Annotated in this window: 21 protein-coding genes; 10 read left to right on the top strand and 11 right to left on the bottom strand. The window is 72.9% G+C overall.

The window, feature by feature from the left end; all coding sequences use genetic code 11:
• Nucleotides 1–16 precede the first annotated feature (16 nt).
• Nucleotides 17–2,863, top strand: a complete 2,847-nt coding sequence (locus tag OHS17_RS16165; protein WP_330312748.1) for an AfsR/SARP family transcriptional regulator — start codon at nt 17–19, stop codon at nt 2,861–2,863.
• Between the two features lie 44 nt (nt 2,864–2,907).
• On the opposite strand, the gene OHS17_RS16170 is transcribed toward OHS17_RS16165, so the two are convergent.
• The gene (locus tag OHS17_RS16170; RefSeq protein ID WP_330312749.1) at nt 2,908–4,713 is read right to left on the bottom strand and encodes an NHL domain-containing thioredoxin family protein; all 1,806 of its coding nucleotides are present in this window, start codon (nt 4,711–4,713) and stop codon (nt 2,908–2,910) included.
• Between the two features lie 64 nt (nt 4,714–4,777).
• Between OHS17_RS16170 and OHS17_RS16175 the strand changes: the two genes are divergently transcribed.
• Nucleotides 4,778–5,269, top strand: a complete 492-nt coding sequence (locus OHS17_RS16175) for an LURP-one-related/scramblase family protein (RefSeq protein ID WP_026171377.1) — start codon at nt 4,778–4,780, stop codon at nt 5,267–5,269.
• 66 nt (nt 5,270–5,335) lie between these two features.
• On the opposite strand, the gene OHS17_RS16180 is transcribed toward OHS17_RS16175, so the two are convergent.
• Nucleotides 5,336–6,130 (bottom strand): carbon-nitrogen family hydrolase, encoded by a 795-nt coding sequence (locus tag OHS17_RS16180; protein ID WP_330312750.1) that lies wholly within the window; start codon nt 6,128–6,130, stop codon nt 5,336–5,338.
• 179 nt (nt 6,131–6,309) lie between these two features.
• On the opposite strand from OHS17_RS16180, the gene OHS17_RS16185 reads away from it, so the two are divergent.
• Nucleotides 6,310–7,134: a maleylpyruvate isomerase family mycothiol-dependent enzyme gene (locus tag OHS17_RS16185; RefSeq protein WP_330312751.1), complete on the top strand. Its 825-nt coding sequence runs from the start codon at nt 6,310–6,312 to the stop codon at nt 7,132–7,134.
• A 68-nt stretch (nt 7,135–7,202) separates the two neighbouring features.
• On the opposite strand, the gene OHS17_RS16190 is transcribed toward OHS17_RS16185, so the two are convergent.
• The 4 genes from OHS17_RS16190 to OHS17_RS16205 all read right to left on the bottom strand — a co-directional run bounded on the left by OHS17_RS16190 (nt 7,203) and on the right by OHS17_RS16205 (nt 10,102).
• A complete protein-coding gene (locus OHS17_RS16190) occupies nt 7,203–8,513 on the bottom strand; it encodes an MFS transporter (RefSeq protein WP_330312752.1) in 1,311 nt (436 codons plus the stop codon).
• The gene (locus tag OHS17_RS16195) at nt 8,510–9,190 is read right to left on the bottom strand and encodes a GntR family transcriptional regulator (RefSeq protein ID WP_330312753.1); all 681 of its coding nucleotides are present in this window, start codon (nt 9,188–9,190) and stop codon (nt 8,510–8,512) included. The genes OHS17_RS16190 and OHS17_RS16195 overlap by 4 nt, the downstream gene beginning before the upstream one ends.
• Before the next feature lie 68 nt (nt 9,191–9,258).
• Nucleotides 9,259–9,759, bottom strand: coding sequence for a GNAT family N-acetyltransferase (locus tag OHS17_RS16200; RefSeq protein ID WP_330312754.1), 501 nt, complete (start codon nt 9,757–9,759; stop codon nt 9,259–9,261).
• 22 nt (nt 9,760–9,781) lie between these two features.
• Nucleotides 9,782–10,102 carry a hypothetical protein gene (locus tag OHS17_RS16205; RefSeq protein ID WP_330312755.1) on the bottom strand — a complete coding sequence of 107 codons (321 nt, stop codon included), beginning with the start codon at nt 10,100–10,102 and terminating at the stop codon, nt 9,782–9,784.
• Nucleotides 10,103–10,321: 219 nt separating this feature from the next.
• Between OHS17_RS16205 and OHS17_RS16210 the strand changes: the two genes are divergently transcribed.
• On the top strand, nt 10,322–11,260 hold the full coding sequence (locus tag OHS17_RS16210) for a D-alanyl-D-alanine carboxypeptidase family protein (RefSeq protein WP_330312756.1): 939 nt from the start codon (nt 10,322–10,324) through the stop codon (nt 11,258–11,260).
• A gap of 64 nt (nt 11,261–11,324) precedes the next feature.
• On the opposite strand, the gene OHS17_RS16215 is transcribed toward OHS17_RS16210, so the two are convergent.
• Both OHS17_RS16215 and OHS17_RS16220 read right to left on the bottom strand, forming a co-directional pair.
• Nucleotides 11,325–12,473, bottom strand: a complete 1,149-nt coding sequence (locus OHS17_RS16215) for a serine hydrolase domain-containing protein (protein WP_330312757.1) — start codon at nt 12,471–12,473, stop codon at nt 11,325–11,327.
• A gap of 173 nt (nt 12,474–12,646) precedes the next feature.
• Nucleotides 12,647–13,909 carry an outer membrane protein assembly factor BamB family protein gene (locus OHS17_RS16220; protein ID WP_330312758.1) on the bottom strand — a complete coding sequence of 421 codons (1,263 nt, stop codon included), beginning with the start codon at nt 13,907–13,909 and terminating at the stop codon, nt 12,647–12,649.
• 291 nt (nt 13,910–14,200) lie between these two features.
• Here OHS17_RS16220 and OHS17_RS16225 point away from each other — a divergent pair, with 291 nt between their 5' ends.
• Nucleotides 14,201–14,749: a DUF1062 domain-containing protein gene (locus tag OHS17_RS16225; protein ID WP_330312759.1), complete on the top strand. Its 549-nt coding sequence runs from the start codon at nt 14,201–14,203 to the stop codon at nt 14,747–14,749.
• Nucleotides 14,750–14,817: 68 nt separating this feature from the next.
• On the opposite strand, the gene OHS17_RS16230 is transcribed toward OHS17_RS16225, so the two are convergent.
• On the bottom strand, nt 14,818–15,240 hold the full coding sequence (locus OHS17_RS16230; protein ID WP_161211937.1) for a MarR family winged helix-turn-helix transcriptional regulator: 423 nt from the start codon (nt 15,238–15,240) through the stop codon (nt 14,818–14,820).
• Between the two features lie 170 nt (nt 15,241–15,410).
• Between OHS17_RS16230 and eno the strand changes: the two genes are divergently transcribed.
• Entirely contained in the window at nt 15,411–16,691 is a 1,281-nt protein-coding gene (eno, locus tag OHS17_RS16235) for a phosphopyruvate hydratase (RefSeq protein WP_330312760.1), read from the top strand.
• Between the two features lie 178 nt (nt 16,692–16,869).
• On the opposite strand, the gene OHS17_RS16240 is transcribed toward eno, so the two are convergent.
• Nucleotides 16,870–17,322: a DUF2690 domain-containing protein gene (locus OHS17_RS16240; protein ID WP_330312761.1), complete on the bottom strand. Its 453-nt coding sequence runs from the start codon at nt 17,320–17,322 to the stop codon at nt 16,870–16,872.
• Between the two features lie 73 nt (nt 17,323–17,395).
• Nucleotides 17,396–17,851 carry a DUF2690 domain-containing protein gene (locus tag OHS17_RS16245; protein ID WP_330312762.1) on the bottom strand — a complete coding sequence of 152 codons (456 nt, stop codon included), beginning with the start codon at nt 17,849–17,851 and terminating at the stop codon, nt 17,396–17,398.
• 230 nt (nt 17,852–18,081) lie between these two features.
• Between OHS17_RS16245 and OHS17_RS16250 the strand changes: the two genes are divergently transcribed.
• The 4 genes from OHS17_RS16250 to OHS17_RS16265 all read left to right on the top strand — a co-directional run bounded on the left by OHS17_RS16250 (nt 18,082) and on the right by OHS17_RS16265 (nt 21,853).
• The gene (locus OHS17_RS16250; RefSeq protein ID WP_330312763.1) at nt 18,082–18,537 is read left to right on the top strand and encodes a DUF2690 domain-containing protein; all 456 of its coding nucleotides are present in this window, start codon (nt 18,082–18,084) and stop codon (nt 18,535–18,537) included.
• Nucleotides 18,538–18,751: 214 nt separating this feature from the next.
• Nucleotides 18,752–19,231 (top strand): GNAT family N-acetyltransferase, encoded by a 480-nt coding sequence (locus OHS17_RS16255; RefSeq protein WP_330312764.1) that lies wholly within the window; start codon nt 18,752–18,754, stop codon nt 19,229–19,231.
• A 36-nt stretch (nt 19,232–19,267) separates the two neighbouring features.
• Entirely contained in the window at nt 19,268–20,038 is a 771-nt protein-coding gene (locus tag OHS17_RS16260) for a DUF4097 family beta strand repeat-containing protein (RefSeq protein WP_330312765.1), read from the top strand.
• Nucleotides 20,039–20,143: 105 nt separating this feature from the next.
• Nucleotides 20,144–21,853 carry a GAF domain-containing SpoIIE family protein phosphatase gene (locus OHS17_RS16265; RefSeq protein WP_330312766.1) on the top strand — a complete coding sequence of 570 codons (1,710 nt, stop codon included), beginning with the start codon at nt 20,144–20,146 and terminating at the stop codon, nt 21,851–21,853.
• Nucleotides 21,854–21,881 lie beyond the last annotated feature (28 nt).

The raw sequence follows: 21,881 nt of genomic DNA on the forward strand, positions 1-21,881 counted from the left end.
CGAAGGGGAGCCGCTCGTGGAGTTCCGGCTGCTCGGCACCGTCTGCGTCGACACGCTGACCGGGCCGCTGCCCCTCGGTCCCGCCAAGCGCCGCAGCCTGCTCGCGGCCCTGCTGCTGCACGCCAACACCCCCGTGTCCATGGCGCGGCTGACCGACTGCCTGTGGGACGAGGAGCCTCCGCTCCACGCCCGCACGGTCATCCAGGGCCATGTCTCGCGGCTGCGCGCCCTGCTGGTCGGCGCGGACGCGCAGGCGTACGGGGTCGAGCTGGCGACGCTCGGCGACGCGTACGTCCTCCGGGCGCCGGAGACCCTGCTGGACTCCCAGCGGTTCGAGGAACTGCTGATGCTGGCCCGCGAGCAGCGGGATCCCGCCGACACGGTGCTGATGCTGAAGGAGGCCCTGTCGCTCTGGCAGGGCCCCGCCCTCACCGGCACCTTCGCGAGCGCCCCGCTCCAGGCGGCCGCGCACGCCCTGGAGGAGTCCCGCCTCTCGACGGTCGAGCAGCTGGCCCGCGCGTACGGGGAGCTGGGCGAGCACCACCGCGCGGCGGCGGTCCTGCGCGTGGAGGCCGTCGCCCACCCCCTGCGCGAGTCCCTGGCGGCGGCCCTGATGACCGCCCTCCACCGCTCGGGCCGCCAGTCCGAGGCCCTGGACTGCTTCCACCGCACCCGCCGCCTGCTCGCGGACGAACTGGGCATCGACCCGGGCCGCGAGCTGGCGGACGCGTATGCGCGCATTCTGCGCGGGGAGGGGGGCGGTGGGCCCGCTGCTCCTGAGGGCACCGCCAAGACCGCGGGCCCGCCCGTGCCCGCCGGCGCCTCTCCTCACGGCGGCCCCGCCGCACCGCATGCGTCCGGCGGGACGCAAGTCATCGCGCCCCGGACGGCCGTCGCGCCGGTGCACGCCGCGCCCTCCCTGTACACCGCCGGAGGCGCACCCGCGCCCGTCGCCGATCTGCTGCCGCGCGCGCCGCGCGGGTTCCACGGGCGGGGCGCCGAGCTGACCGCGCTCTCGCGGGCCGCGGCCGGGGAGGCGCCGGTGTGCCTGGTCACCGGTCCCGCCGGGGTCGGGAAGACGGCGCTGGCGCTGCACTGGGCACGGCGGACCCCCGCCGCCTTCCCGGACGGGCGGCTCTTCGCGGACCTGCGCGGATTCGGGGACACCGCGGAGCCGACCCCGCTCGAAGTGCTGCGGGAGTTCCTGCTCGCGCTCGGCGTCGCGCCCCGCCGGGTGCCGGAGTCCATGGCCGGAGCGGCGGCCCTGTTCCGCTCGCTCACCGACCGGCTCAGCCTCCTCGTCGTGCTGGACAACGCCCGGGACTCCGCGCAGGTCAGGCCGCTGCTGCCGGGCGGCGCGGACTGCGTCACGCTGGTCACCAGCCGGCACCGGCTCGACGGGCTGATCGCCTCGGACGCGGCCGTCCCGGTCCCGGTGGACATACTCGAACCGACGGACGGCACCGCGCTGCTGGCCGGAGTGCTCGGCGAGGAACGGGTCCTCGCGGAGCCGGTGGCCGCCCGACGGCTCGCCGAGCTCTGCGGCGGACTGCCCCTCGCGCTGCGGGTGACGGCGGCCCGGCTGGCGGGGCGCCCGCAGTGGACGCTGGCCGCCATGGCCGAAGAACTCGCGGACGAGCGCAGCCGGCTGTCCTATCTGGACGTGGAGGACACCGGAGTGTCCGCCGCCCTGCGGCTCACCGTGCAGCAGCTGCCGCCGGACGCCGTCCACCACCTCGGCCGCCTCGGCCACCACCCGGGCAGCCACTTCGACCCGTACACCGCGGCCGCGCTCGCCGGCAGCGACCCGGTCACCGCCGGGGCGGCGCTGGAACGGCTGGCCGCCGCCCATCTGGTCACAGAGGCGGGCCCCGGCCGCTGGATACTCCACGACCTGGTGCGGCTGTACGCGCGAGGGCTCGACCCGGCGGCGGCGCCGGACGCGCTCATCGGGGTGCTGGACCACTACATCGCCACCGCGCTCGCCGCCGCCGACACGGCGGAACCGGGCGGCGAGCCCTGCTTCGTGCTGCCCGACGACTTCCACGCGCCCACCGCGACCCGGGACTTCACGGACCGGGCGGAGGCGATGAGCTGGCTGGCCGCGGAACGCGAGGACCTGACCCTGGCGGCCGCCGCGGCCCGGGCCGCCGGGCTCGACGACCGGGCGTGGCGGATCATCCTGCTCCAGTGGCCGCACGTGGTGTGGCGGGTCCGGGACGGCTGGACCCCGATGCTGGATCTCGCCCTGGCGGCGGCCGTCGCCCGCGAGGATCCGTACGCCGAGTCCCGGGTCCGCAATCTGCTCGGCTGGGTGCTGACGGAGGAGGGCAGGACCGGCGAGGCCGTCGCCATGCTGGAGCCCTCGCCCGGACTCGCCCGGCAGGCGGGGGACCGGCTCGGCGAGGCGACGGCGCTCATCAACCTGGCGATCGTCCAGGCCGAGCAGGGCGGCCTCGACGTGGCGCTGGAGGGCTGCGAACGGGCCCTCGGACTGGCCCGCGAGGAGCCCGACGCGCACACCGAGATGCTCGCGCTCCAGCACCTCGCCCGGATGCAGCTCACGGCGGGCCGCCCGCAGGACGCCCTGGACTCCGCCCGGACCGCCTTCGACCTGGGCCCCGAGCACGAGGAGGCGGCCCGCCGGGTGCTGCTGCTGTCCGTCAGCGGCGAGGCCCGCCTCGCCCTGGGCGCGGAGGAGGAGGGCATCCGCCTCCTGGACGAGGCCGCCGCCGAGGCGGAGCGCGCCGGATACGACGAGGGCGCGGTCCGGGCCCTGGAGGCACTGCTCCGGGTGACAGCGAGCCCGGACTACGTACGCCGCCACACGGAGGCGACCCGCCGCCTGACGGCTGACGGCTGACGGCTGACGGCTGACGGCTGACGGCTGACGGCTGACGACAGGCCCTAGGCGTCCATCCCCGCGAGGACCAGCGGGAGCCGGGCCGCGCCGCCCTCCGTGACGCGGACGGGGACGCCCCAGTCCTGCTGGTGGACGTGGCAGGCCGGGTACTCGTTGGCGGGGTCGTCGTCGCAGGACGCGGCCATCGCGGAGACGTGCAGGACGCCCTCGGTGACACCGTCCGCGAGGACGAGGTCCCGGAAGAGGTCGGTACCCGCGCCCTCGCCCTCGGCCAGCAGCCCGGGCGGGGTCGAGGAGACCAGCAGGCGGGTCGACGGACCGTACCGGGTGTCCAGCTTCTGCCCGGCCGGGGCCTGGAAGACGACGTCGAGCCGGAGCGCGCCGGGGGCGACCTCGGTGGCGGCCCGCTGGGTGCGGTGCGCCTGTTCGGCGACGCGTACCGCCTCCTCGGGCAGCCGCAGCCGGGTCAGCCGGTGCCGGGCGGACTCCACGACGACGAGGTCGCCGTCCACCAGCACGGCGTCGCTGGGCTCCCGCAGGTCCGTGGCCAGGGTGGTGACCTCACCGCTCGCCGGGTCGTACCGGCGCAGGGCGTGGTTGTACGTGTCGCAGACGGCGACGGACCCGTCGGGCAGGGCGGTCACGCCGAGGGGGTGCTGGAGCAGGGCCTGGTCGGCGGCGCCGTCCCGGTGGCCGAAGTCGAAGAGGCCGGTGCCGACGGCGGTGTGCACGGCGCCCTCGCGGTCGACCCAGCGGAGCGCGGACGTCTCCGAGTCGGCGATCCACAGCCGCTCCTCGGTCGCCGCGAGCCCGGACGGCTGGGCGAACCACGCCTCCGCGCCGGGCCCGTCGACCAGGCCCTCGTTGGTGGTCCCGGCGGCGACCCGTACGGCGTTGTCCTCGGGGTCGTACGTCCACAGCTGGTGCACCCCGGCCATGGCGATCCAGAGCCGGCCGTCGAACCAGGCGACGTCCCACGGCGAGGAGAGGTCCACCTCGCGGGCCGGGCCGCTGGTGGGCGCCCCCTGCCACCACTGGCGGCCGGTGCCGGCGAGGGTGGTCGTCTCCCCGGTCGTGAGGTCGAGGGCGCGGACGGCGTGGTTGACGGTGTCCGCGACCGCGATCCGCCCGTCGGGCAGCAGGGCGAGCCCCTGCGGCTCGCTGAAGCGGACCTGGTCGGGCCCGCCGTCCGCGAACCCGCGCTCGCCCGCCCCGAAGTGCCGGCGCACGGTCTCGCCGTCCGGGTCCAGCTCGACCAGCCGGTGCCGGGTGGTGTCGGAGACCAGGAAGCCGCCGTCCGCGAGGAGTAGCGCCTTGCCGGGGAACCGCAGATGCGTGGCGACCGGCTCCGGCGCGACGTACGGCCCGTCCCCGCGCCGCAGGGTGCCCTTCGCCGCGTGCTCCGCCTCCAGCTCCTCGACCAGCTTCTCGATGGCGTGGGCGTGGCCCTCACCGGCGTGCTGGGCGACGACATAGCCCTCGGGGTCGATGACGACGAGCGTGGGCCAGGCGCGTACGGCGTACTGCTTCCACGTCGCGAGCTCGGGGTCGTCGAGAACCGGGTGGTGGACCTCGTACCGCTCGACCGCGTCCACGACGGCCTGGTGCTCCGCCTCGTGCACGAACTTCGGCGAGTGCACGCCGATGATCACGACGGTGTCGCGGTGCTTCTCCTCCAGCTCGCGCAGCTCATCGAGAACATGCAGGCAGTTCACACAGCAGAAGGTCCAGAAGTCGAGGATGACGATGCGTCCTCGCAGGTCAGCGAGGGTGTACTGCCGGTCGCCTGTATTGAGCCAGCCGCCCTTGCCGATGAGTTCGGGGGCCCTGACGCGCGCACGTGTTGCCATGAGACCAGTCAACATCACCGTGGCGTTCCCGCATTCCACAGGTGGCTCGGGGAACCTGTGAGCCATGAGACTTCTCGTGCGTGAGCGCATTTTCGGTATCGGTGACGACTACTGGATCGAGGACGCGGACGGCCGCAAGGTCTTCCTGGTCGACGGCAAGGCCATGCGGGTGCGCGACACCTTCGAGCTGAAGGACGCGCAGGGCCGGATCGTCGTGGAGATCCGCCAGAAGCTCCTGAGTCTGCGCGACACGATGCTGATCGAGCGGGACGGCGAACAGCTCGCCAAGGTCAAGAAGAAGCATCTGTCGCTGCTCCGCAACCACTACCGCGTGACCCTGGCGGACGGCACGGAGCTGGACGTCAGCGGCAAGATCCTGGACCGCGAGTTCGCCATCGACTACGACGGCGAACTGCTGGCCCAGATCTCCCGTCGCTGGCTGTCCATCCGGGACACGTACGGCATCGACATCGTGCGGGACGACGCCGACGCGTCGCTGCTGATCGCGGTCGCGGTGTGCGTGATCGTGCTCGCGGAGAAGGACCACGACGACTGACCGCACCAACGGCGCGAAGGGCCCCTTGTTTCACGTGAAACCGTGAGACGAGGGGCCCTTCACACGTCAGATCTTCGGCGCGGCCAGCCCGAGCCGCCGGTCCTTCAGCGCCGGGAACTGGTCCCGGGTCGCCGCGACCTTGGCCGTGTCCAGCTCCACGGTCAGCACCTCCTCGTCCGCGCCCGCCTCCGCGAGCACCTCGCCCCAGGGGTCCACGACGAGGGAGTGCCCGGCCTGCTGGATGCCCGCGTGCGTACCGGCGGAGCCGACGGCGAGGACGTACGCCTGGTTCTCGACGGCACGGGCCTGGGCGAGCAGCGTCCAGTGGGCGCGGCGGCGCTCCGGCCACCCGGCAGCGACGACCAGGGTCTCGGCCCCGGCATCGACCAAGCCCCGGAAGAGCTCCGGGAAGCGGAGGTCGTAGCAGGTGGCGAGGCCGAGCGTGGTCTCCGGGAGGGCGACGGTGACCAGGTCCTCCCCGGCGCCCATCATGACCGCTTCGCCCTGGTCGAAGCCGAAGCGGTGGATCTTGCGGTAGGCGGCGGCCCGCTCGCCCTCGGGGGAGAAGACGAGCGTGGTGTTGTAGAGGGTGCCGTCCCCGGCCCGTTCCACGAAGGAACCGGCGTGCAGCCAGACCCCGGCCTCGGCGGCGGCCTTGGCCATCACCTCGTGCGTCGGGCCCGTCAGCGGCTCGGCCTCGTCCTCGAAGGCCGTATAGGCGAAGGCTCCGACCGGCCACAGTTCGGGCAGGACCACCAGATCCGCGTCCCGCTGCGACGCCACCAGCGAGGCGGCGCGTTCCCTGCGGGAACCGACAGGTTCGTCCGGGTCTACTGCGATCTGGATGAGGGAGGCGCGCACACTACCACCGTCCTGGCATTCGAGCCGTCAACACCGGCCTACGATCGTCACACGAAAGCACTGCCGGGGTGCCTGCTCGCAGCGTAACTTAGCCACCGAACCTCATTGCTGCCCGCAGCCAGCAGCCCGACCGTCCGCGCCCAGTTGCCCATGCACCGCAGAACCGCACGAGGGGTCCCGTGACCGTCCATCCCAGCCTCCAGACCTACGCCGACGCCTGGACCCACTCCATCGAGTCCATAGCCGAGCTGGTGAGCCCGCTCGCCGAGGGGGAGTGGAACGGCCGCACACCCTGCCCCAACTGGTCCGTGCGCGACATCGTGTCGCACATCATCGGCATGGAGTGCGAACAGCTCGGCGACCCGCGCCCGATCCACACCCTGCCGCGCGACCTGTTCCACGTGCAGAGCGAGTTCGCCCGCTACATGGAGATGCAGGTCGACGTCAGGCGCCACCACACCGCGCCGGAGATGACCTCGGAGCTGGAGTACACCATCATCCGGCGCTCCCGCCAGCTGCGGAACGAGACGCGGGACCCGGAGACCATGGTGCGGGCGCCGCTGGGCAAGGAGCAGACCCTGGAGACGGCGCTGCGGATGCGCGCGTTCGACGTCTGGGTGCACGAGCAGGACCTGCGGACGACCCTGGGCAAGCCCGGGAACCTGGACACCCCCGGCGCCCTGGTCGCCCGCGACATCCTGCTGCTGGGGCTGCCGAAGGTGGTGGCCAAGAGCGCGGGCGCACCGGCCAACTCCGCCGTGGTGCTGGACGTCCACGGGCCGCTGGAGTTCATGCGCACGGTGCGGGTCGACGCCGAAGGGCGCGGTTCGCTGGACGTGGCTCCGTCGCTCGGGCCCGCCGCGACGCTGTCCATGGACTGGGAGACGTACGTACGGCTGGCCTGCGGCCGGGTGCGGCCCGCCGCCGTGGCGGACCGGATCAAGACCGAGGGCGACCAGGAGCTGGCCGACGCCATCCTCCAGCACTTCGCCGTCACCCCGTAGACGCCCCCCGGCACACAGCGGCGCCCGCCCCCACGAGGGGGACGGGCGCGCCGCCGTTCGGGGCCGGTTCACACCGGCACGTGCACCGCTTCCACCCGGCTGATCACATGGTGGTCGCGCTCGCGGCGCGCGGCCCTCGCGCGCAGCCGCAGGATCTGCGTGACGCCCAGCGCCTCCAGGACGAAGACCGACGAGAACGCCACCCGGTAGTTGTCACCGGTCGCGTCCAGCAGCACGCCGACCGCCAACAGCGTGGTCATCGAGGCGACGAAGCCGCCCATGTTGACGATGCCGGACGCGGTGCCCTGGCGCTCCGGCGGGTTGGCCGGGCGGGAGAAGTCGAAGCCGATCATGGAGGCGGGCCCGCACGCCCCGAGCACCACGCACAGGACGACCAGCAGCCACATCGGCGCGTGGTCCCCCGGGTGGAAGATCGTCACCGCCCACAGCGCGGCCGTCGTGCCGACCGTGCCGAGGGCGAGCGGGACGCGGACGGCGTGGTGACGGGCGATCAGCTGCCCGTAGACGAGCCCCAGCATCATGTTCGAGAGGACCACCAGGGTCAGCAGCTCACCGGCGGTCCCCCGGCCGAGCCCCTGGTCCTCGACCAGGAACGGCATGCCCCACAGCAGCAGGAACACCATCGCCGGGAACTGCGTGGTGAAGTGCACCCACATCCCGAGCCGGGTCCCGGGCTCCCGCCAGGAGGCCGCGATCTGCTTGCGCACGTACGCCCCGCCGGCGTGCCGGGCGCGCGGCGGCTCGTAGCCCTCGGGGTGGTCCTTGAGGAAGAGCAGGAGCAGCACCAGCACCACGACCCCGGCCAGCGAGCTGCCGACGAAGGTGGTCGTCCAGCCGAAGCCGTGCAGGGCGCGGGCGATGACCAGCGTGGAGATCAGGTTGCCCGCCATCCCGAAGAGGGCGGCGACCTGGCCGATCAGCGGTCCGCGCCGGGCCGGGAACCAGCGCGTCCCCAGCCGGAGCACGCTGATGAACGTCATCGCGTCGCCGCACCCCAGCAGCGCGCGGGAGGCGAGCGCGGTGCCGTACGAGGGGGAGAGCGCGAAGCCGAGCTGGCCGAGGGTGAACAGGACGGCCCCGAGGGTGAGGACCCGCTTGGTGCCGAGCCGGTCGACCATCAGGCCGACGGGTATCTGCATGCCCGCGTACACGAGCAGCTGGAGGATGGAGAAGGTGGAGAGCGCCGAGGCGTTGACGTCGAACCGGTCGGCGGCGTCGAGTCCGGCGACGCCGAGGCTGGTCCGGAAGATGATGGCGACGAAGTAGACGGCGACGCCGATGCCCCAGACCCAGGCGGCACGCCGGCCGCCGGGCGGGTCACCGGGCAGGGGCAGGGTGGGCGCGGCGGCGGAACTCACCGGTCCTCACCCCGGACCAGCACCTTGACCCGGCCGACGTGGCGGCGCACGACCTGGGCTGCGCCGTCCGCGTCACCGGACCTGATCGCCTCCAGCAGCTCGCCGTGCTCCGCGATGTTGGCGGCGATCCTGCCCGGGTGGGCCTCCATGACGGCGACGCCCATCCGCAGCTGGCGGTCGCGCAGCTGGTCGTAGAGGCGGGACAGGATCTCGTTGCCCGCGTGGCGGACGATCTCGGCGTGGAAGCAGCGGTCCTTCACGGAGACGGTGGCCAGGTCGCCGGTGCCGGAGAAGTGCCGCTGCTCCTCCAGGAGCGCTTCGAGCCGGCTGATCAGCTGCGGGGATGCGGGCACCGCCTTGCGGGCGGCGAACTCCTCGACCAGCAGCCGGGTCTCCACCACGTCCGCGATCTCCTGGGCGGAGACGGCGAGCACCAGGGCGCCCTTCTTCGGGTAGAGCTTGATCAGCCCCTCGACCTCCAGGCGCAGCAGCGCCTCGCGCACCGGGGTGCGCGAGACCCCCACGGCCTCGGCGAGGCCGCCCTCGGTGAGCAGGGTGCCGCCCTCGTAGCGGCGGTCCAGGACGGCGTCCTTGACGTGCGTGTAGACGCGCTCCGCGGCCGGGGGCCGCTTCGCGGGCGGGGTCACGGGTGCGGTGGAGGGAGCGGGGGCTGGCATGCGTACAGCATAGATACAACATGCACGCAAGCACCGTCCCGTCCACGATGTGGGCGCCGCCGGGCCGGCTACCGGCCGACGGCCAGCAGCAGCGTCGTGCCGCCGTCCTCCTCGGCGATGTCCCTGACGTGCTGGAAACCCACCTTCCGCAGGGCCGCCAGCGAGGCCGCGTTCGGCTCGGCCACGGTCGCGTAGACCTGGTCCAGGCCCAGCGCCTCGAAGCCGTACGCGACGATCCTGCGCGCGAGTTCGGTGCCGAGGCCCTGGCCCCACGCTTCGGGGGCGAGGCCGTAGATCAGCTCGTACCCCTCCACGACCTTGGCTGGTTTGATCTCCGCGTGGCCGACCGTCCGGCCGCCCCGTCGCACGGCCCAGACGTCGAAGCCCTCGCTGCCGTAGGCGTGCGTGAAGATGCGGGAGAACGTGGTGCGGTACTGCTCCTCGGGCCAGGGCCCGTCGCCCATCCAGCGGGAAACCCGCTCGTCCATGAAGAGGCCGACGAAGTCCTCCTCGTCGGCGGGCACATACGGTTCGAGGACCAGGCGCTCACTGCGCAGGGAAGGCGTCATGCCGGGGACGCTATCCCGGCGGCTACGCGGACGACCCGTCGTTTTCCACCAGCCGCAGCGTCGGGCGCCGGGGCGCGAACTCGCCGAGGCCGAGCGCGGCCTCGCGCCAGTGCGCGGCCAGTTCGAGCAGCCGCTCCTCGTCCTGGCGGTAGTCCGGCTCCGGCACGTCCGGCACGGTCCGCCACAGGATCGTCGCGGCGAAGCGGACCGCGTGCAGCGCGGCCGTCGTATGCGCCTCGACGCCGTCCTCGCCCAGCTGCCGCAGCGCCTCCAGGCGCTCGGCGAGGGCGACGAGCTCGCCGTATGCCCTGACGGACTCCTGCGCACGCACGACATCGTCCACGGTGACCTCCGGCCTCTGGGGCGCTCGGATGTGACGCCGATGGTAGCCCCTGGCCACCGCCCGCCCTCGCCCCGCGAACGCCGCGGGCCGCCCCGCCGCCCCTGGATGTCGTAAAAAATCACCCATGAGTGGGCCCAACCATGCGGGGCGGTCGTTCGTCTTACCAGCGCGGCGGCACCCTCATGTGGCCGCCTTTCAGGGGTATTTGGAGCGTTCACTTTGAAACTCGGCATTAAGGGCATAAGGCGCGGTTCGGCGACCGTCACGGTGGCCCTCACCACGGGCGCCCTGATCGCGGGCGGTGCGTTCGCCTCCACGGCACAGGCCGCCGCACCCAAGGCGCCCTACTTCGCCAAGGCACGGGCCGCCGCGCCGAAGGCGCCCTCGATCGTCGCCAAGGGCGGCTTCGTGATGAACAACGGCACCGGAAAGACGCTGTTCACCAAGGCTGCGGACACCCGCCGCTCCACCGGCTCGACGACGAAGATCATGACCGCGCGCGTGGTGCTGGCCCAGAAGGGCCTGAACCTCGACTCCAAGGTCACGATCCAGAAGGCGTACAGCGACTACATCGTCTCCAAGGGCGCGTCCTCGGCGCGGCTGATCGTGGGCGACAAGGTCACCGTGCGCCAGCTGCTCTACGGCCTCATGCTGCCGTCGGGCTGCGACGCCGCGTACGCGCTGGCGGACAAGTTCGGCTCCGGTTCGACGCGCGCGGCGCGGGTGAAGTCGTTCATCGGCAAGATGAACAGCACCGCCAAGACGCTCGGCCTGAAGAACACGCACTTCGACTCGTTCGACGGCATAGGGAACGGGTCCAACTACTCGACCCCGCGCGACCTGACGAAGCTCGCGAGCAGCGCGATGAAGTACTCCACGTTCCGCTCGGTCGTGAAGACGAAGTCGACCAAGCAGAAGGTCACGACGAAGAGCGGTGGCTACCGCTACATGTCGTGGACCAACACGAACAAGCTGCTGGGTACGTACAGCGGCACGATCGGCGTGAAGACGGGCTCCGGCCCGGCGGCCAAGTACTGCCTGGTCTTCGCCGCGACCCGCAACGGCAAGACGGTGATCGGCACGGTGCTGACCTCGACGTCGGAGGCGACCCGCACGTCGGACGCGAAGAAGCTGATGGACTACGGCTTCAAGAAGTAAGCCGTTTGTACGGAGCTGGGCCCCGCACACCACGGTGTGCGGGGCCCTTCGCTCTTCCCCCCCGTCAGCCCTTCGCACACAGCTGCTGGTCCACGAGCGCGGTCATGGCGTTCTGCGTGCCCTGCCCGCCCTCGCTGTTGACGTAGACCGCCGCGCTCCGCCTGCCGTCCGCCGTGGCACCGGCCCAGGTGGTGTAGCCGAGCAGTTCGCCCCGGTGCCCGAAGTAGGTGCCACCGCAGGACAGCGGGATCTCGGCGATCCCGAGCCCGTACCGCACGCCGAGCTCGGGCGCGTCCACGGTGTCGGTCAGCTCGCCCAGTTGCGCCGGGGTGAGCAGCCGGCCGCCGAGCAGCGCGGCGTAGAAGCGGCTCAGATCGTGCGCCGTGCTGATGACCGCGCCGGAGCCGAAGGCCATGCTCGGATCGAGCGTCGTGACGTCGGTGGCCTCCTCGGTGCCGAACGCGGCGTAACCGTGGGCGTGCGGGCCTCGGACCAAGGGAAACGTGCCGGGCACGGAGGTCCCGCTCAGGCCCAGCGGACGGATGATCCGAGCCTTCACCTCACGGGCCCAGCTCCGGCCGGTGACCTCTTCGATGATCATCGCGGCGAGGACGTAGTTGGTGTTCGAGTACGACCACCCCTTGCCCGGCGGGAACCTGGGCGCGTCGCTCACCGCCAGCCGCACCAGTTCCCCGGGGGGGTAGGTACGAAACCGCTCCGCCCGATAGCCTGCCGCGCTGTTCAGCGCGGCTATCTCGGGGGCCACGTCCCTGAGGCCGCTGGTGTGTTGCAGCAGCTGGCGTACGGTGATGCGCCGGCCGTCGTTGCCGTGACCCCGGACCACACCCGGCAGCCACCGCTCGACGGTGTCGTCCAAGGACATGCGGTTTTCCCCTACGAGCTGCAGCACAACCGCGGCGGTGAAGGTCTTGGTCGCGCTGCCGATCCGGAACCTGCCGTTCCAGGGCATCGGTATCCGGCTGCCTGCCACGGCCGTCCCGACACGCGCGGCGCTCCGGCCGCCCGGTCCGGACACTTCGGCCAGCACACCCACGGCCCCCGTCCCATGAATCGCGTCCACCTGCCGCTGGAGCGGGTCGGCGGAACGCGGCTGTGCCGCCACCGCGGGCAGTCCGGATGCCGTGGCGAGGAGAGTGGCGGTCAGCCCGGCCAGGAAGGCGATGCCCCGGCGGCGCCGTAGTAATCCGCGCATGATGGTCCGTTTCTCTGTGCCGGAACGGTGGTACGCCGTCACCGGTGATGGACCCTCATCGCACCAGCCGCGCGGCGACCGGGCCATCCTGCGGCCCCCCGGAGGCCGGCGTGGTCAACCCCCGCGGGATACGGGGGCGTTCCCCCGAACCGACCGCCTCAACCAGCCCCTCTTCAGCCCGCGGCCGGGATGAACCGCGTGCCCTCCACACCGCCGTACCGGTCGATCTCGATCGGGGCCGCGTTCGGGTCGGTCTCGCGGTCCTCGCCCGTCTCGCCGTCCAGGACGACCGGCCGTCCGCCCACCTCGCCGTACAGGGCGCCGTGCCAGAAACCGGTGACCCCCGGCACCGACCGCTCCGAGTCGTCGGACAGCACCCACTTGCGCCGGAACGTGGTCGCGTCGATGACCACGATGCCCCGGTCCGACGCGTTGTACCCGTCCTTGGAGCACGCGACCAGCGACCGCGCGTCGTCCAGGCAGCGGTAGTCCGGCTTGTCGATGATCAGCCGGAGCTTGCCGTCGACCGCGTCCACGACGTCCGTGTGGCCGTCCCGGTTCGCACTCAGCAACTTCGGCGCGGCACGGGCGGGCTGCCGCGCGCCCGCGACGGTCCACCGCTGCTCGCCCGTCGCCGCGTCGACGCCAAGCAGCCGGCCCTGGTTGTATCCGGTCTCCTCGCCGCCGGCCACGACGCCCTCGGCGAGGTTCAGCGCCCGGTAGTCGCCCTTCTTCCAGCGGACGTCCCCGGTGGCGGTGTCGAGGGCGTACGTGGTGTCCGCGTCGGTGACCACCGCGGTGCCCGCGTCCACCCCGACGACCTGCGGCGCGAGGTTGCCGTCGGCGCCGATGGCGGTGGCGGCCATTCCGGTGGCGCTGGGGTCGGACGGGATCTCGGCCGACCACGTCCGCTTGCCGGTGGCCGTGTCGACGGCCACCACCTCGATGACGAACCGGTCCCGCACGGTGCCCTCACCCGGCACCCGGCGGTCCCACGCGGCGTAGACGGTCCGCCCGTCGTCCGAGACCAGGGGCGCGACCCGCTCCGTCCCGAAGCCGCCCCGCTCCCCCTCGTGCTTGGTCGCCACGTACCACTTGGAGTCGCCGGTCCGGGTGTCGATCGCGTTGATCCCGCGCTGATCGTCGACGTACGCGACCCCGTCCGCCAGCGTCACCGAGGGCCGCAGGGCCTCTCCGCTCGACGTGCTCGGCTGTTCGGCGCCCGTCAGGTCGACGGCGTTCCCCTCGAAGCGCACGGGTGGGTCGTACGCGCGCCGCGCCGGCTTCTTCGCGTCCCCGCCTCCCTTGGCGCCCTCGGCCGCCTTCGCGCCCGCCGCACCGTCGCCGCCGTCCCCGCAGCCGGCCAGCGACACCGCCGCCAGCGCGGCCCCGGCCGCGACGACCGCCCACCGGTGTGCCGTCCTTATCCCGCCCATCGTCCCCCCTGGCCCGCTCTTCGCACTCTTTGCGATCACAACGACCTTAATGGGCAAGGACTTTCGGGGACCAGGCCCGCCCGAAAACCGGTGGCGATCCGCCGGATCGCCCCACTACCGTCCAGCCGGGCCCCACCGTTCGCGGCGCGGTCCCGCATCTGCCGTCCCCTGAAAGGGCGTTCCGTTGTACATCGCGTGAGACCTCCCCACTGCTGACCGGCCGCGCGTCGCACCCTGTGCGCCGTGCCGCTTCCCGCTGCGGATTTCTCACACGGAAACCGGTGTACACCTGTGCTCTCTCATTGGGCCGTCATGCCCACACGCCTGCCCCTCGTCCGGCGCCGCTGCCACGCCTGCGCGTCCGGGACCTTCCGGGCCCACGGCAAGTTCCGCGTCAACGCGAACCACAAGCTGCTCGACGCCTGGCTCCTCGCGCTCTGCACGGGGTGCGGGGACACCACCAAGGTCACGATCCTGGAGCGCGCGCACGTCCGCTCCGTACGACCTGAACTGCTGGACCGGATGCACGCCAACGACCCGGCCCTGGCGGGCGAACTCCTCCGGGACGGCGTCGTGCGGCGCCGCAACCACATCGCCCTCGACTGGACGGGCGCCTGGCGCCTGGACACCGGGGGCGACGATCACCTCGGCCGCGAGGTGGCCGAGGTGTCGGTCCGCTTCGCCGTCCCCGTTCCCGTCCGCCCGCTGCGCCTGGTCGCGGACGGCTTCGGCCTCTCACGGGGCGAGACGGAACGCCTGCTGGCCGAGGGGAAGCTCGTCGCGCCGGTCCGCCTGACCGGGAGGACGTCGACGGACTTCGGCTTCCTGCTGAAGCGGTGAGGCGGTGAGGCGGTAGGGCCGTAAGGCCGCGGGGGCCGGTTCTCGACGGACCGGCCCCCGCACCACCGTCAGTGCGCGGCCAGCCGCCCGACGAGCCCGATCGCACGGGCCAGCAACGCCCGCTCCTCCTCGCTCAGTTCCGCGTCGATCGCGCGGGCCAGCCAGTCGGCCCGGCGCTCGCGCTCCTCCTCCAGGAGGGCGCGCCCGGCCGCCGACAGCTCGACCAGGCTCTTGCGGCCGTCGGTGGGGTGGGCGCGACGGGTGATCAGCCCCTGATCCATCAGCAGCCCGACCGCGCGCGCCATGGACTGCGGCCGCACCCGCTGGTTGGCGGCGAGCTCGCTGGTGGTCAGGGCGCCGTTACGGTCCAGCTCGCCGAGCACGGCCACCTGGCCGAGCGGCATCTGGTCCTCAAGCTTCACGCGGCGGGTGAGCTTGCCCATCGCTGTGCGCAGCTCGGCGGCGATGGAGGCGGATTCCGGGAGGGGCATACCGCACTTTAGCGCGGGGTCGGAAACAGGCCGGAAGACTGCACAGCAGAACTGTTCAGCACAACTACACAGCCTTACTGAACAGCATTGCTGTAGAGTTGTTGGCGCCGGGTCCCGCGCCACCGTCGTCGCAGCCGGACCGCGGCAACGCGACAACGGGAAGGACTCCCATGACCGCCATCACTTCCGTCACCGGCCGCCGCGTCCTGGACAGCCGGGGCAATCCCACCGTCGAGGTGGACGTGGTCCTGTCGGACGGCTCGCTCGGCCGGGCCGCGGTCCCCTCCGGGGCGTCGACCGGCGCCCGCGAGGCCGTGGAACTGCGCGACGGCGACCCGGCCCGCTGGCACGGCAAGGGCGTCGACCAGGCCGTGCGCCACGTCAACACCGAGCTCACCGAGGCCGTCATCGGCCGGGACGCGGAGGACCAGGCCGGGCTGGACGCCGCGCTCGTCTCCGCCGACGGCACCGCCACGAAGGCCCGGCTCGGCGCCAACGCGATCCTGGGCGTCTCCCTCGCCGCCGCCAAGGCCGCGGCGGTCGCCCACCGCCTGCCGCTCTACCGGTACCTGGGCGGGTCGGACGCCCGGCTGCTGCCCGTCCCGATGATGAACATCGTCAACGGGGGCGCCCACGCCGACAATCCGCTGGACTTCCAGGAGTTCATGATCGCCCCGATCGGCGCGGAGACCTTCGCCGAGGCGGTCCGGATGGGCTCGGAGGTCTTCCACACCCTGCGCCGCGACCTGCTCGGCGCCGGCCACTCCACGGGCGTCGGCGACGAGGGCGGCTTCGCGCCGTCCCTCCGTACGGCGGAAGAGGCGCTGGACTTCGTCGTGGCGGCCGTCGAGCGCACGGGGTACCGGCCGGGCACGGACATCGGGCTGGTCATGGACCCGGCGACGTCGGAGTTCTTCCGCGACGGGGTGTACGACTACGCGGGCGAGGGCGTACGCCGCACTCCCGCGGAGCACGCGGACTACCTGGTGAAACTGATCGACGCCTACCCCGTCGTGTCGGTCGAGGACGCGATGGCCGAGGACGACCTGGACGGCTGGCGCGAGCTGACCGCGCGCGTCGGCGACCGCTGCCAGCTGACGGGCGACGACGTGTTCTGCACCAACGACGCGCTGCTGCGCGAGGGCATCGCCTCCGGGGTCGCCAACTCGATCCTGGTGAAGGTCAACCAGATCGGCACGCTGACGGAGGCGATGACCACGGTCTCCACCGCGCACCGCGCCGGGTACACGGTCGTCATGTCGCACCGCTCGGGCGAGACGGAGGACACCACGATCGCGGACCTGGCGGTCGCCACGGGCTGCGGCCAGATCAAGACGGGCTCCCTGTCCCGGTCCGACCGCACCGCGAAGTACAACCAGCTGATCCGCATCGAGGAGGAGCTGGGCGCGGGCGCCCGGTACGCGGGCACGGAGGCGCTGCGCGCCCGCTAGGGCCTGTCTTCAAACTGGCGTCGTTGCCCGAAGGGCGGCCGGGCGGCGTCAGGTGCGTGCTCTCGGCGTGCCGGCCCCAGACCCCTGTACTGGACGTACCGGGGTCTGGGGCCGGTGCGGCGAGAGTGCGTGCATGGCGCCGCGCGGCAGACGGCAGTTTGACGACAGGCCCTAGGGCTCAGTACGCCGAGGTGGTGTGCGTACCCGACTCGTCGTAGCCGATGACGTCGGAGGCGTAACCGGCGGCCCAGGAGGTGTAGCCCGCGTCGTTCAGCATCGGGCTGAAGCAGGTCTCCTGGCCGTTGGCGGCGATGCTCGGGCCGCCGCACCACTGGGTGGCGCCGTCCTGGACGCGGTTGATGTAACCGCCGAAGTTCGGCCCGTCCGAGTAGACCCGGACCCAGGTGGTGCGGCAGGCGGTGCTGTAGCGCAGCTCGACGGTGCCGACCTGGGCACCCTTCGCGTACAGCGCCCGGGAGGCGGCCGTGATGGCGGTGGCCGAGCAGCCGGAGGAGATCGGGTCCTGGCCGTCGCGGCTCGCGGCGGAGGCGGAGCCGGTGAAGCCGGTGGCGAGGGCGGCGGACGCGACGGCGATCACGGCCGTCCGGCCGAAGAGGGCCGGTATACGCATGGTTGCTCCCTGGATAGGGGTGGGCGGATCACGAAGAGGCGGCGCAGGCGTCGCGGCGAAGACGGCTTCGGGTTCAGTAGATGGTGGTGATGGCCTCGTAGCTCTCGACCCCGTTGTGCACGGCGTATCCGAAGGCGTAGGAGGTGTAGCCGGCGTCGTTGAGCATCGGGCTGTAGCAGGTGTACTGGCCGAGGCTGGTGCTCCAGTTGACGGAGCCGCAGTACTGCTTCACGTAGTCCTGCGTACGCTGCACGGTCCCGTGCAGATCGGACTGGTCGCCCTGGACGCGCACCCAGGCGGTGCGGCAGGCGGGGCTGTAGCGCAGCTCCACGACGCCGACGTACGTCCGGCCGTCACGGTCCAGGATGTGCGTCTGCCTCGCCGTGTACGCGTCGGACGAGCAGCCGGAGGCGTTGGGGTCGAGGCCGTCCCGGGCGAGGGCGTGCGAGGTTCCGGTCATGCCCAGCGCCAGCGCGAGGGTGGAGGCGGCGACGACCGCCGCGCGCTTGGCCGTGCTGCTGAATGCCATGGGTGGCTCCTGGGTGGTGGGGGCGGCTGACGGCCGCTGCTCGCACCGACGTTGGCACGCCGGATCCGGCCCGTTCCAGCAGCTCACGTCCCTGGGACGGGGGACGCGCCGTCCCGGGACGCCGTCCCGTCGGGCCCGCCGCGGGACGGGACGGCGAACCGTGGACCGGCCCCCGCCGGCCGTGCCACGGTGCCCCCACATCCACCCCTGCTCCTCCCGGAGGACCGCTCATGCAGCTCGCCCGCACCCTCAAGCACGCGACCGCCGTGGCCGCGGCCGTCGCCGGACTCGCCCTCGGCCTGTCCGGCTCCGCCGACGCGGCCGCGCGGGACGGCGCCGATCCCATGTCGTCCGGCTGCGCCTCGGGGGCGTACACCGCCCGCTCGCAGGCCCTTTACGTGAACGGCGCCCGGGTCGGCACGGTGGAGCTGCGCTACAGCCCGTCGTGCCGGACGGTCTGGGCCCGGGTCTGGTCCGACGGGAACAGCGTCTACGCCAAGGTCGTCCGCGACCAGGACAACTCCTGGGAGTACTGCGGCACCCCGCACTACGACAGCGCGTCCGGTCAGTACTCCTGCTACACCCCGATGCTCAACGACGCCGACTACACCTCGTACGCGGTGGGTGGCGCCTCCGAGAGCTCCGGCCGCGTCGGCAGCGCGCTGGGCTACACCGGCAGTTACTGATCCGCGGGGCGTGACGGAACCCTGGCGACCCTCGCCGCAGGCGCGTAACATCCGCTCGATCCGGGCCCCTTGAGCCTCACGGGCCACACGACTCCGAGGGGACCAGGATGTCAGCGCTTCCCACGATCATCGTCGTCGTCTTTCTGGCCCTGCTGGTCATCTGGATCATCTCGGCGTTCACGGGCGGGCGCGGGGGCCGCCGTTGACCCCCCTCGTGCCCTTGACGGCGGAGTACGCGGAGCAGGTGCTCGCGATCTACGAGGCGGGGATCGCCGAGGGCAACGCCACCTTCGAGACCGAGGCGCCGTCCTGGGCCGCGTTCGACGCCGCGAATCTGCCCGGGCACCGGTTCGCCGCCCTGGACGGGGCGGGGACCGTGCTGGGCTGGGTCGCGGCCGGCCGGGTCTCGGACCGGTGCGCGTACGCGGGAGTGGTCGAGCACTCCGTCTACGTCCACCCGGACGCCCGCGGCCGGGGGATCGCCTCCGCGCTGCTCACGGCGCTGACGGACTCCACGGACCGGGCCGGGATCTGGACCGTCCAGTCCGGCATCTTCCCGGAGAACACCGCCAGCCTCGCCGTGCACCGGCGTGCCGGCTTCCGCGTCATCGGCACCCGGGAGCGGATCGGCCGCCACCGCGGCGTCTGGCGCGACGTCGTCCTGGTGGAGCGCCGCAGCCCCGCGGTCACCTGACCCCGTAAGCCCCCGTTCCCGGGGCACACGCACCCCATGACCTCATCGCGGAGCGTGGCGAAGGGACGCGTGGCCCTGGCCGGGTGCGCGCTGCTGGTGCTGACTGCCTGCGGGCACGGTGGCGACGAGCCGCGGAGCGGGGACTTCCGGGCGGCCTCCCTCGCGGAGGGCGCCCGGCTCGTCGTCACCACCCAGGGCGGTGTGCGGGTCGTCGGAACGGACGGGGACCGCGTCGCGGTGGACGGCTCCGTCCTCGCCCACGGGGACGGGGACGGGGACACGTACACGCTCGACCTGCCCTGCGACGAGGGCGACGCGCGCGACGACCGGGCCCGGGACAACTGCGGCGGCATGCCCCTCGTGCGCGTCCCCTCCGGCGTCACGCTCACCGTGCGGGCGCGCAACGCCGGGATCGACGTGAGCGGCGTACGGGGCGGGCTGAGCCTCAGCACCGTCAACGGCGACGTCACCGTGCAGGACTCCGGCGCGAAGGGCGCCCACCAGCACCTGGTCACCCGGAACGGGTCCGTCCGCGCGACCGGCCTCCGGGGCCTCCGCATCGACGCCGAGACGGTCAACGGCGACGTCGACGTGCGATGCGCCACCGCTCCGGACACGCTCAGCGGCGTGACCCGCAACGGTTCCGCGCGCGTCACGCTCCCGCCCGGCACACCCCCGTACGCGACCGAGGCGCACACCGTCAACGGGCGCTCGACCTCGGACCTCCCGGTCGCCGAGGACTCCGACGACGCGCACCGCCTGACCCTGCGCACGGTCAACGGCGACACGGAGGCCCGGCGGGGGTAGGGGCCCGGCCGCAGGCCAGGACAGCACGGACCATCGCCCGTATATTCATAAAATGCGCTTTGTGGACATCGCGCCGTTCCCGCCCGTCCGGACGGAGGCCCCGGAGTGAGGGACCCCGGAAGGCTGGAGGCGCTGCGGCTGGCCGGGCTGACCGCGGCGGCCGATCCCGGCATGGACCGGTTCGCGCGGCTGGTCTCGCGCCTGCTCCGCGTCCCGGTGTCCCTGGTCTCGCTGCTGGAGCCCGACCGGCAGGTGTTCCCCGGCATGGTCGGGATGTCCGGCGACTGGGCGGCCCGGCGCGAGACCCCCCTCAGCCACTCCCTCTGCCAGCACGTCGTCGCGGACGCCGGTCCGCTGGTCCTCAGCGACACCCGGGCGCACCCGCGCACCTGCGCCAGTCTCGCCATCCCCGATCTCCAGGTGGTCGCGTACGCCGGAATGCCGCTCACCGACGCCGACGGACGGGTGCTCGGATCGCTCTGCGCCATCGACCACCGCCCCCGGGAGTGGACGGCGGACGAGCTGCGCGACCTCGAAGACCTCACGGCCGCCTGCTCGATGGAGTTGCGGCTGAGGATCGCGACGGAGCTGATCCAGCGGGACCGCGACCATGCCGGTCTGCTGCTGCGCGCCTCGGTCGAACTCGCCCACGCCCACGATCCGGCCGACCTGACCCGCCGCCTCCGCCAGATGTTCCGGGGGCCCGCCGAGCCGGCGTTCGTGGGTCTGCTGCTGGCCGACGGCGAGGGGCTGTGGCGGGTCGTCGACCCGGACGACGTACGCCCTGTGGAAAGCGCCATCGACCGGCTGGACCGGGACGCGGCCTTCCCCAGCTCGCTGGCCATGCGGGAACAGCGCGCCGTCTTCGTCCCGGACCGCGCGGCGCTGCTGGCCGGCTTCGGGCCCGAGGCCGTCGCCGGGTACGACTCGCTGGGCCTCCAGTCCGTCCTGTGCGTCCCGCTGCCGAACGGCCACGGCGTGCTCACGTGGTGCTGGTCCCGCCCGCACGTCATGGCGCCGACCGAGGAGGCGGTGCTCACCACGGTGGCGGGGTACGTGAGCCAGGCGGTGGAACGCACCCGCTTCGTGGCGCACCGGCTCAGCGCCGCGGAACAGCTCCAGGCCGCGATGCTGACGGAGCTGCCGGACGTGCCCGGCCTGGACATGGCCGCCCTGTACCTGCCCGCCGCCGACCAGGACATGGTGGGCGGGGACTGGTACGACGCCTATCCGCTGCCCGCGGCCCTCATGCTCTCGATCGGCGACGTCATCGGCCACGACGTCCGGGCCGCCACCGTGATGGGCCAGATCCGCAGCATGCTCCGCCAGGCGAGCCTGGACGACCCGGCCCACTCACCGGCCGGCGCCCTGCACGCCATCGACCAGGCCATCGGCGTCCTCCCCCTGGGCGTCGGCGCGACGGCGGTCCACGCCCGCCTCGACCGCGACGCCGACCACTGGCGCCTGACCTGGTCCAACGCCGGACACCCCCCGCCGCTCCTCTGCACCCCGGGCTCGGGCGTCACCACCCTGACCGACCACGACCTCCTCCTGCTCGGCCTCCCGGACACCCCGCCCCGCGAGGACCACACCCGTGCCCTGCCCCCGGGCAGCGTGCTCCTGCTCTACACGGACGGCCTGGTCGAACGCCGCGACGAGGACATCGACGCGTGCACCGCCCACACGGCCGCGCTCCTGTCCCACCACGCCGACAAGCCCCTCCCCCTCCTCCTCCAGATGCTCTCCACGGGCCTCGCGGAGGTCCCGCAGCGGGACGACGTGGCGGTGCTCGTCATCCGGGTCACGGGACCCTGACCGCTGCACCGGGCAATGAGTCCCCCGT

It is taken from the genome of Streptomyces sp. NBC_00523 (assembly GCF_036346615.1).
Lineage (GTDB): Bacteria > Actinomycetota > Actinomycetes > Streptomycetales > Streptomycetaceae > Streptomyces.

Coding starts and splice junctions, on each gene's coding strand:
- OHS17_RS16170 (WP_330312749.1), bottom strand. CDS start 4,713: ATGGCAACACGTGCGCGCGTCAGGGCCCCCGAACTCATCGGCAAGGGC.
- OHS17_RS16175 (WP_026171377.1), top strand. CDS start 4,778: ATGAGACTTCTCGTGCGTGAGCGCATTTTCGGTATCGGTGACGACTAC.
- OHS17_RS16195 (WP_330312753.1), bottom strand. CDS start 9,190: ATGCCAGCCCCCGCTCCCTCCACCGCACCCGTGACCCCGCCCGCGAAG.
- OHS17_RS16200 (WP_330312754.1), bottom strand. CDS start 9,759: ATGACGCCTTCCCTGCGCAGTGAGCGCCTGGTCCTCGAACCGTATGTG.
- OHS17_RS16215 (WP_330312757.1), bottom strand. CDS start 12,473: ATGCGCGGATTACTACGGCGCCGCCGGGGCATCGCCTTCCTGGCCGGG.
- OHS17_RS16220 (WP_330312758.1), bottom strand. CDS start 13,909: ATGGGCGGGATAAGGACGGCACACCGGTGGGCGGTCGTCGCGGCCGGG.
- OHS17_RS16230 (WP_161211937.1), bottom strand. CDS start 15,240: ATGCCCCTCCCGGAATCCGCCTCCATCGCCGCCGAGCTGCGCACAGCG.
- eno (WP_330312760.1), top strand. CDS start 15,411: ATGACCGCCATCACTTCCGTCACCGGCCGCCGCGTCCTGGACAGCCGG.
- OHS17_RS16240 (WP_330312761.1), bottom strand. CDS start 17,322: ATGCGTATACCGGCCCTCTTCGGCCGGACGGCCGTGATCGCCGTCGCG.
- OHS17_RS16245 (WP_330312762.1), bottom strand. CDS start 17,851: ATGGCATTCAGCAGCACGGCCAAGCGCGCGGCGGTCGTCGCCGCCTCC.
- OHS17_RS16250 (WP_330312763.1), top strand. CDS start 18,082: ATGCAGCTCGCCCGCACCCTCAAGCACGCGACCGCCGTGGCCGCGGCC.
- OHS17_RS16260 (WP_330312765.1), top strand. CDS start 19,268: ATGACCTCATCGCGGAGCGTGGCGAAGGGACGCGTGGCCCTGGCCGGG.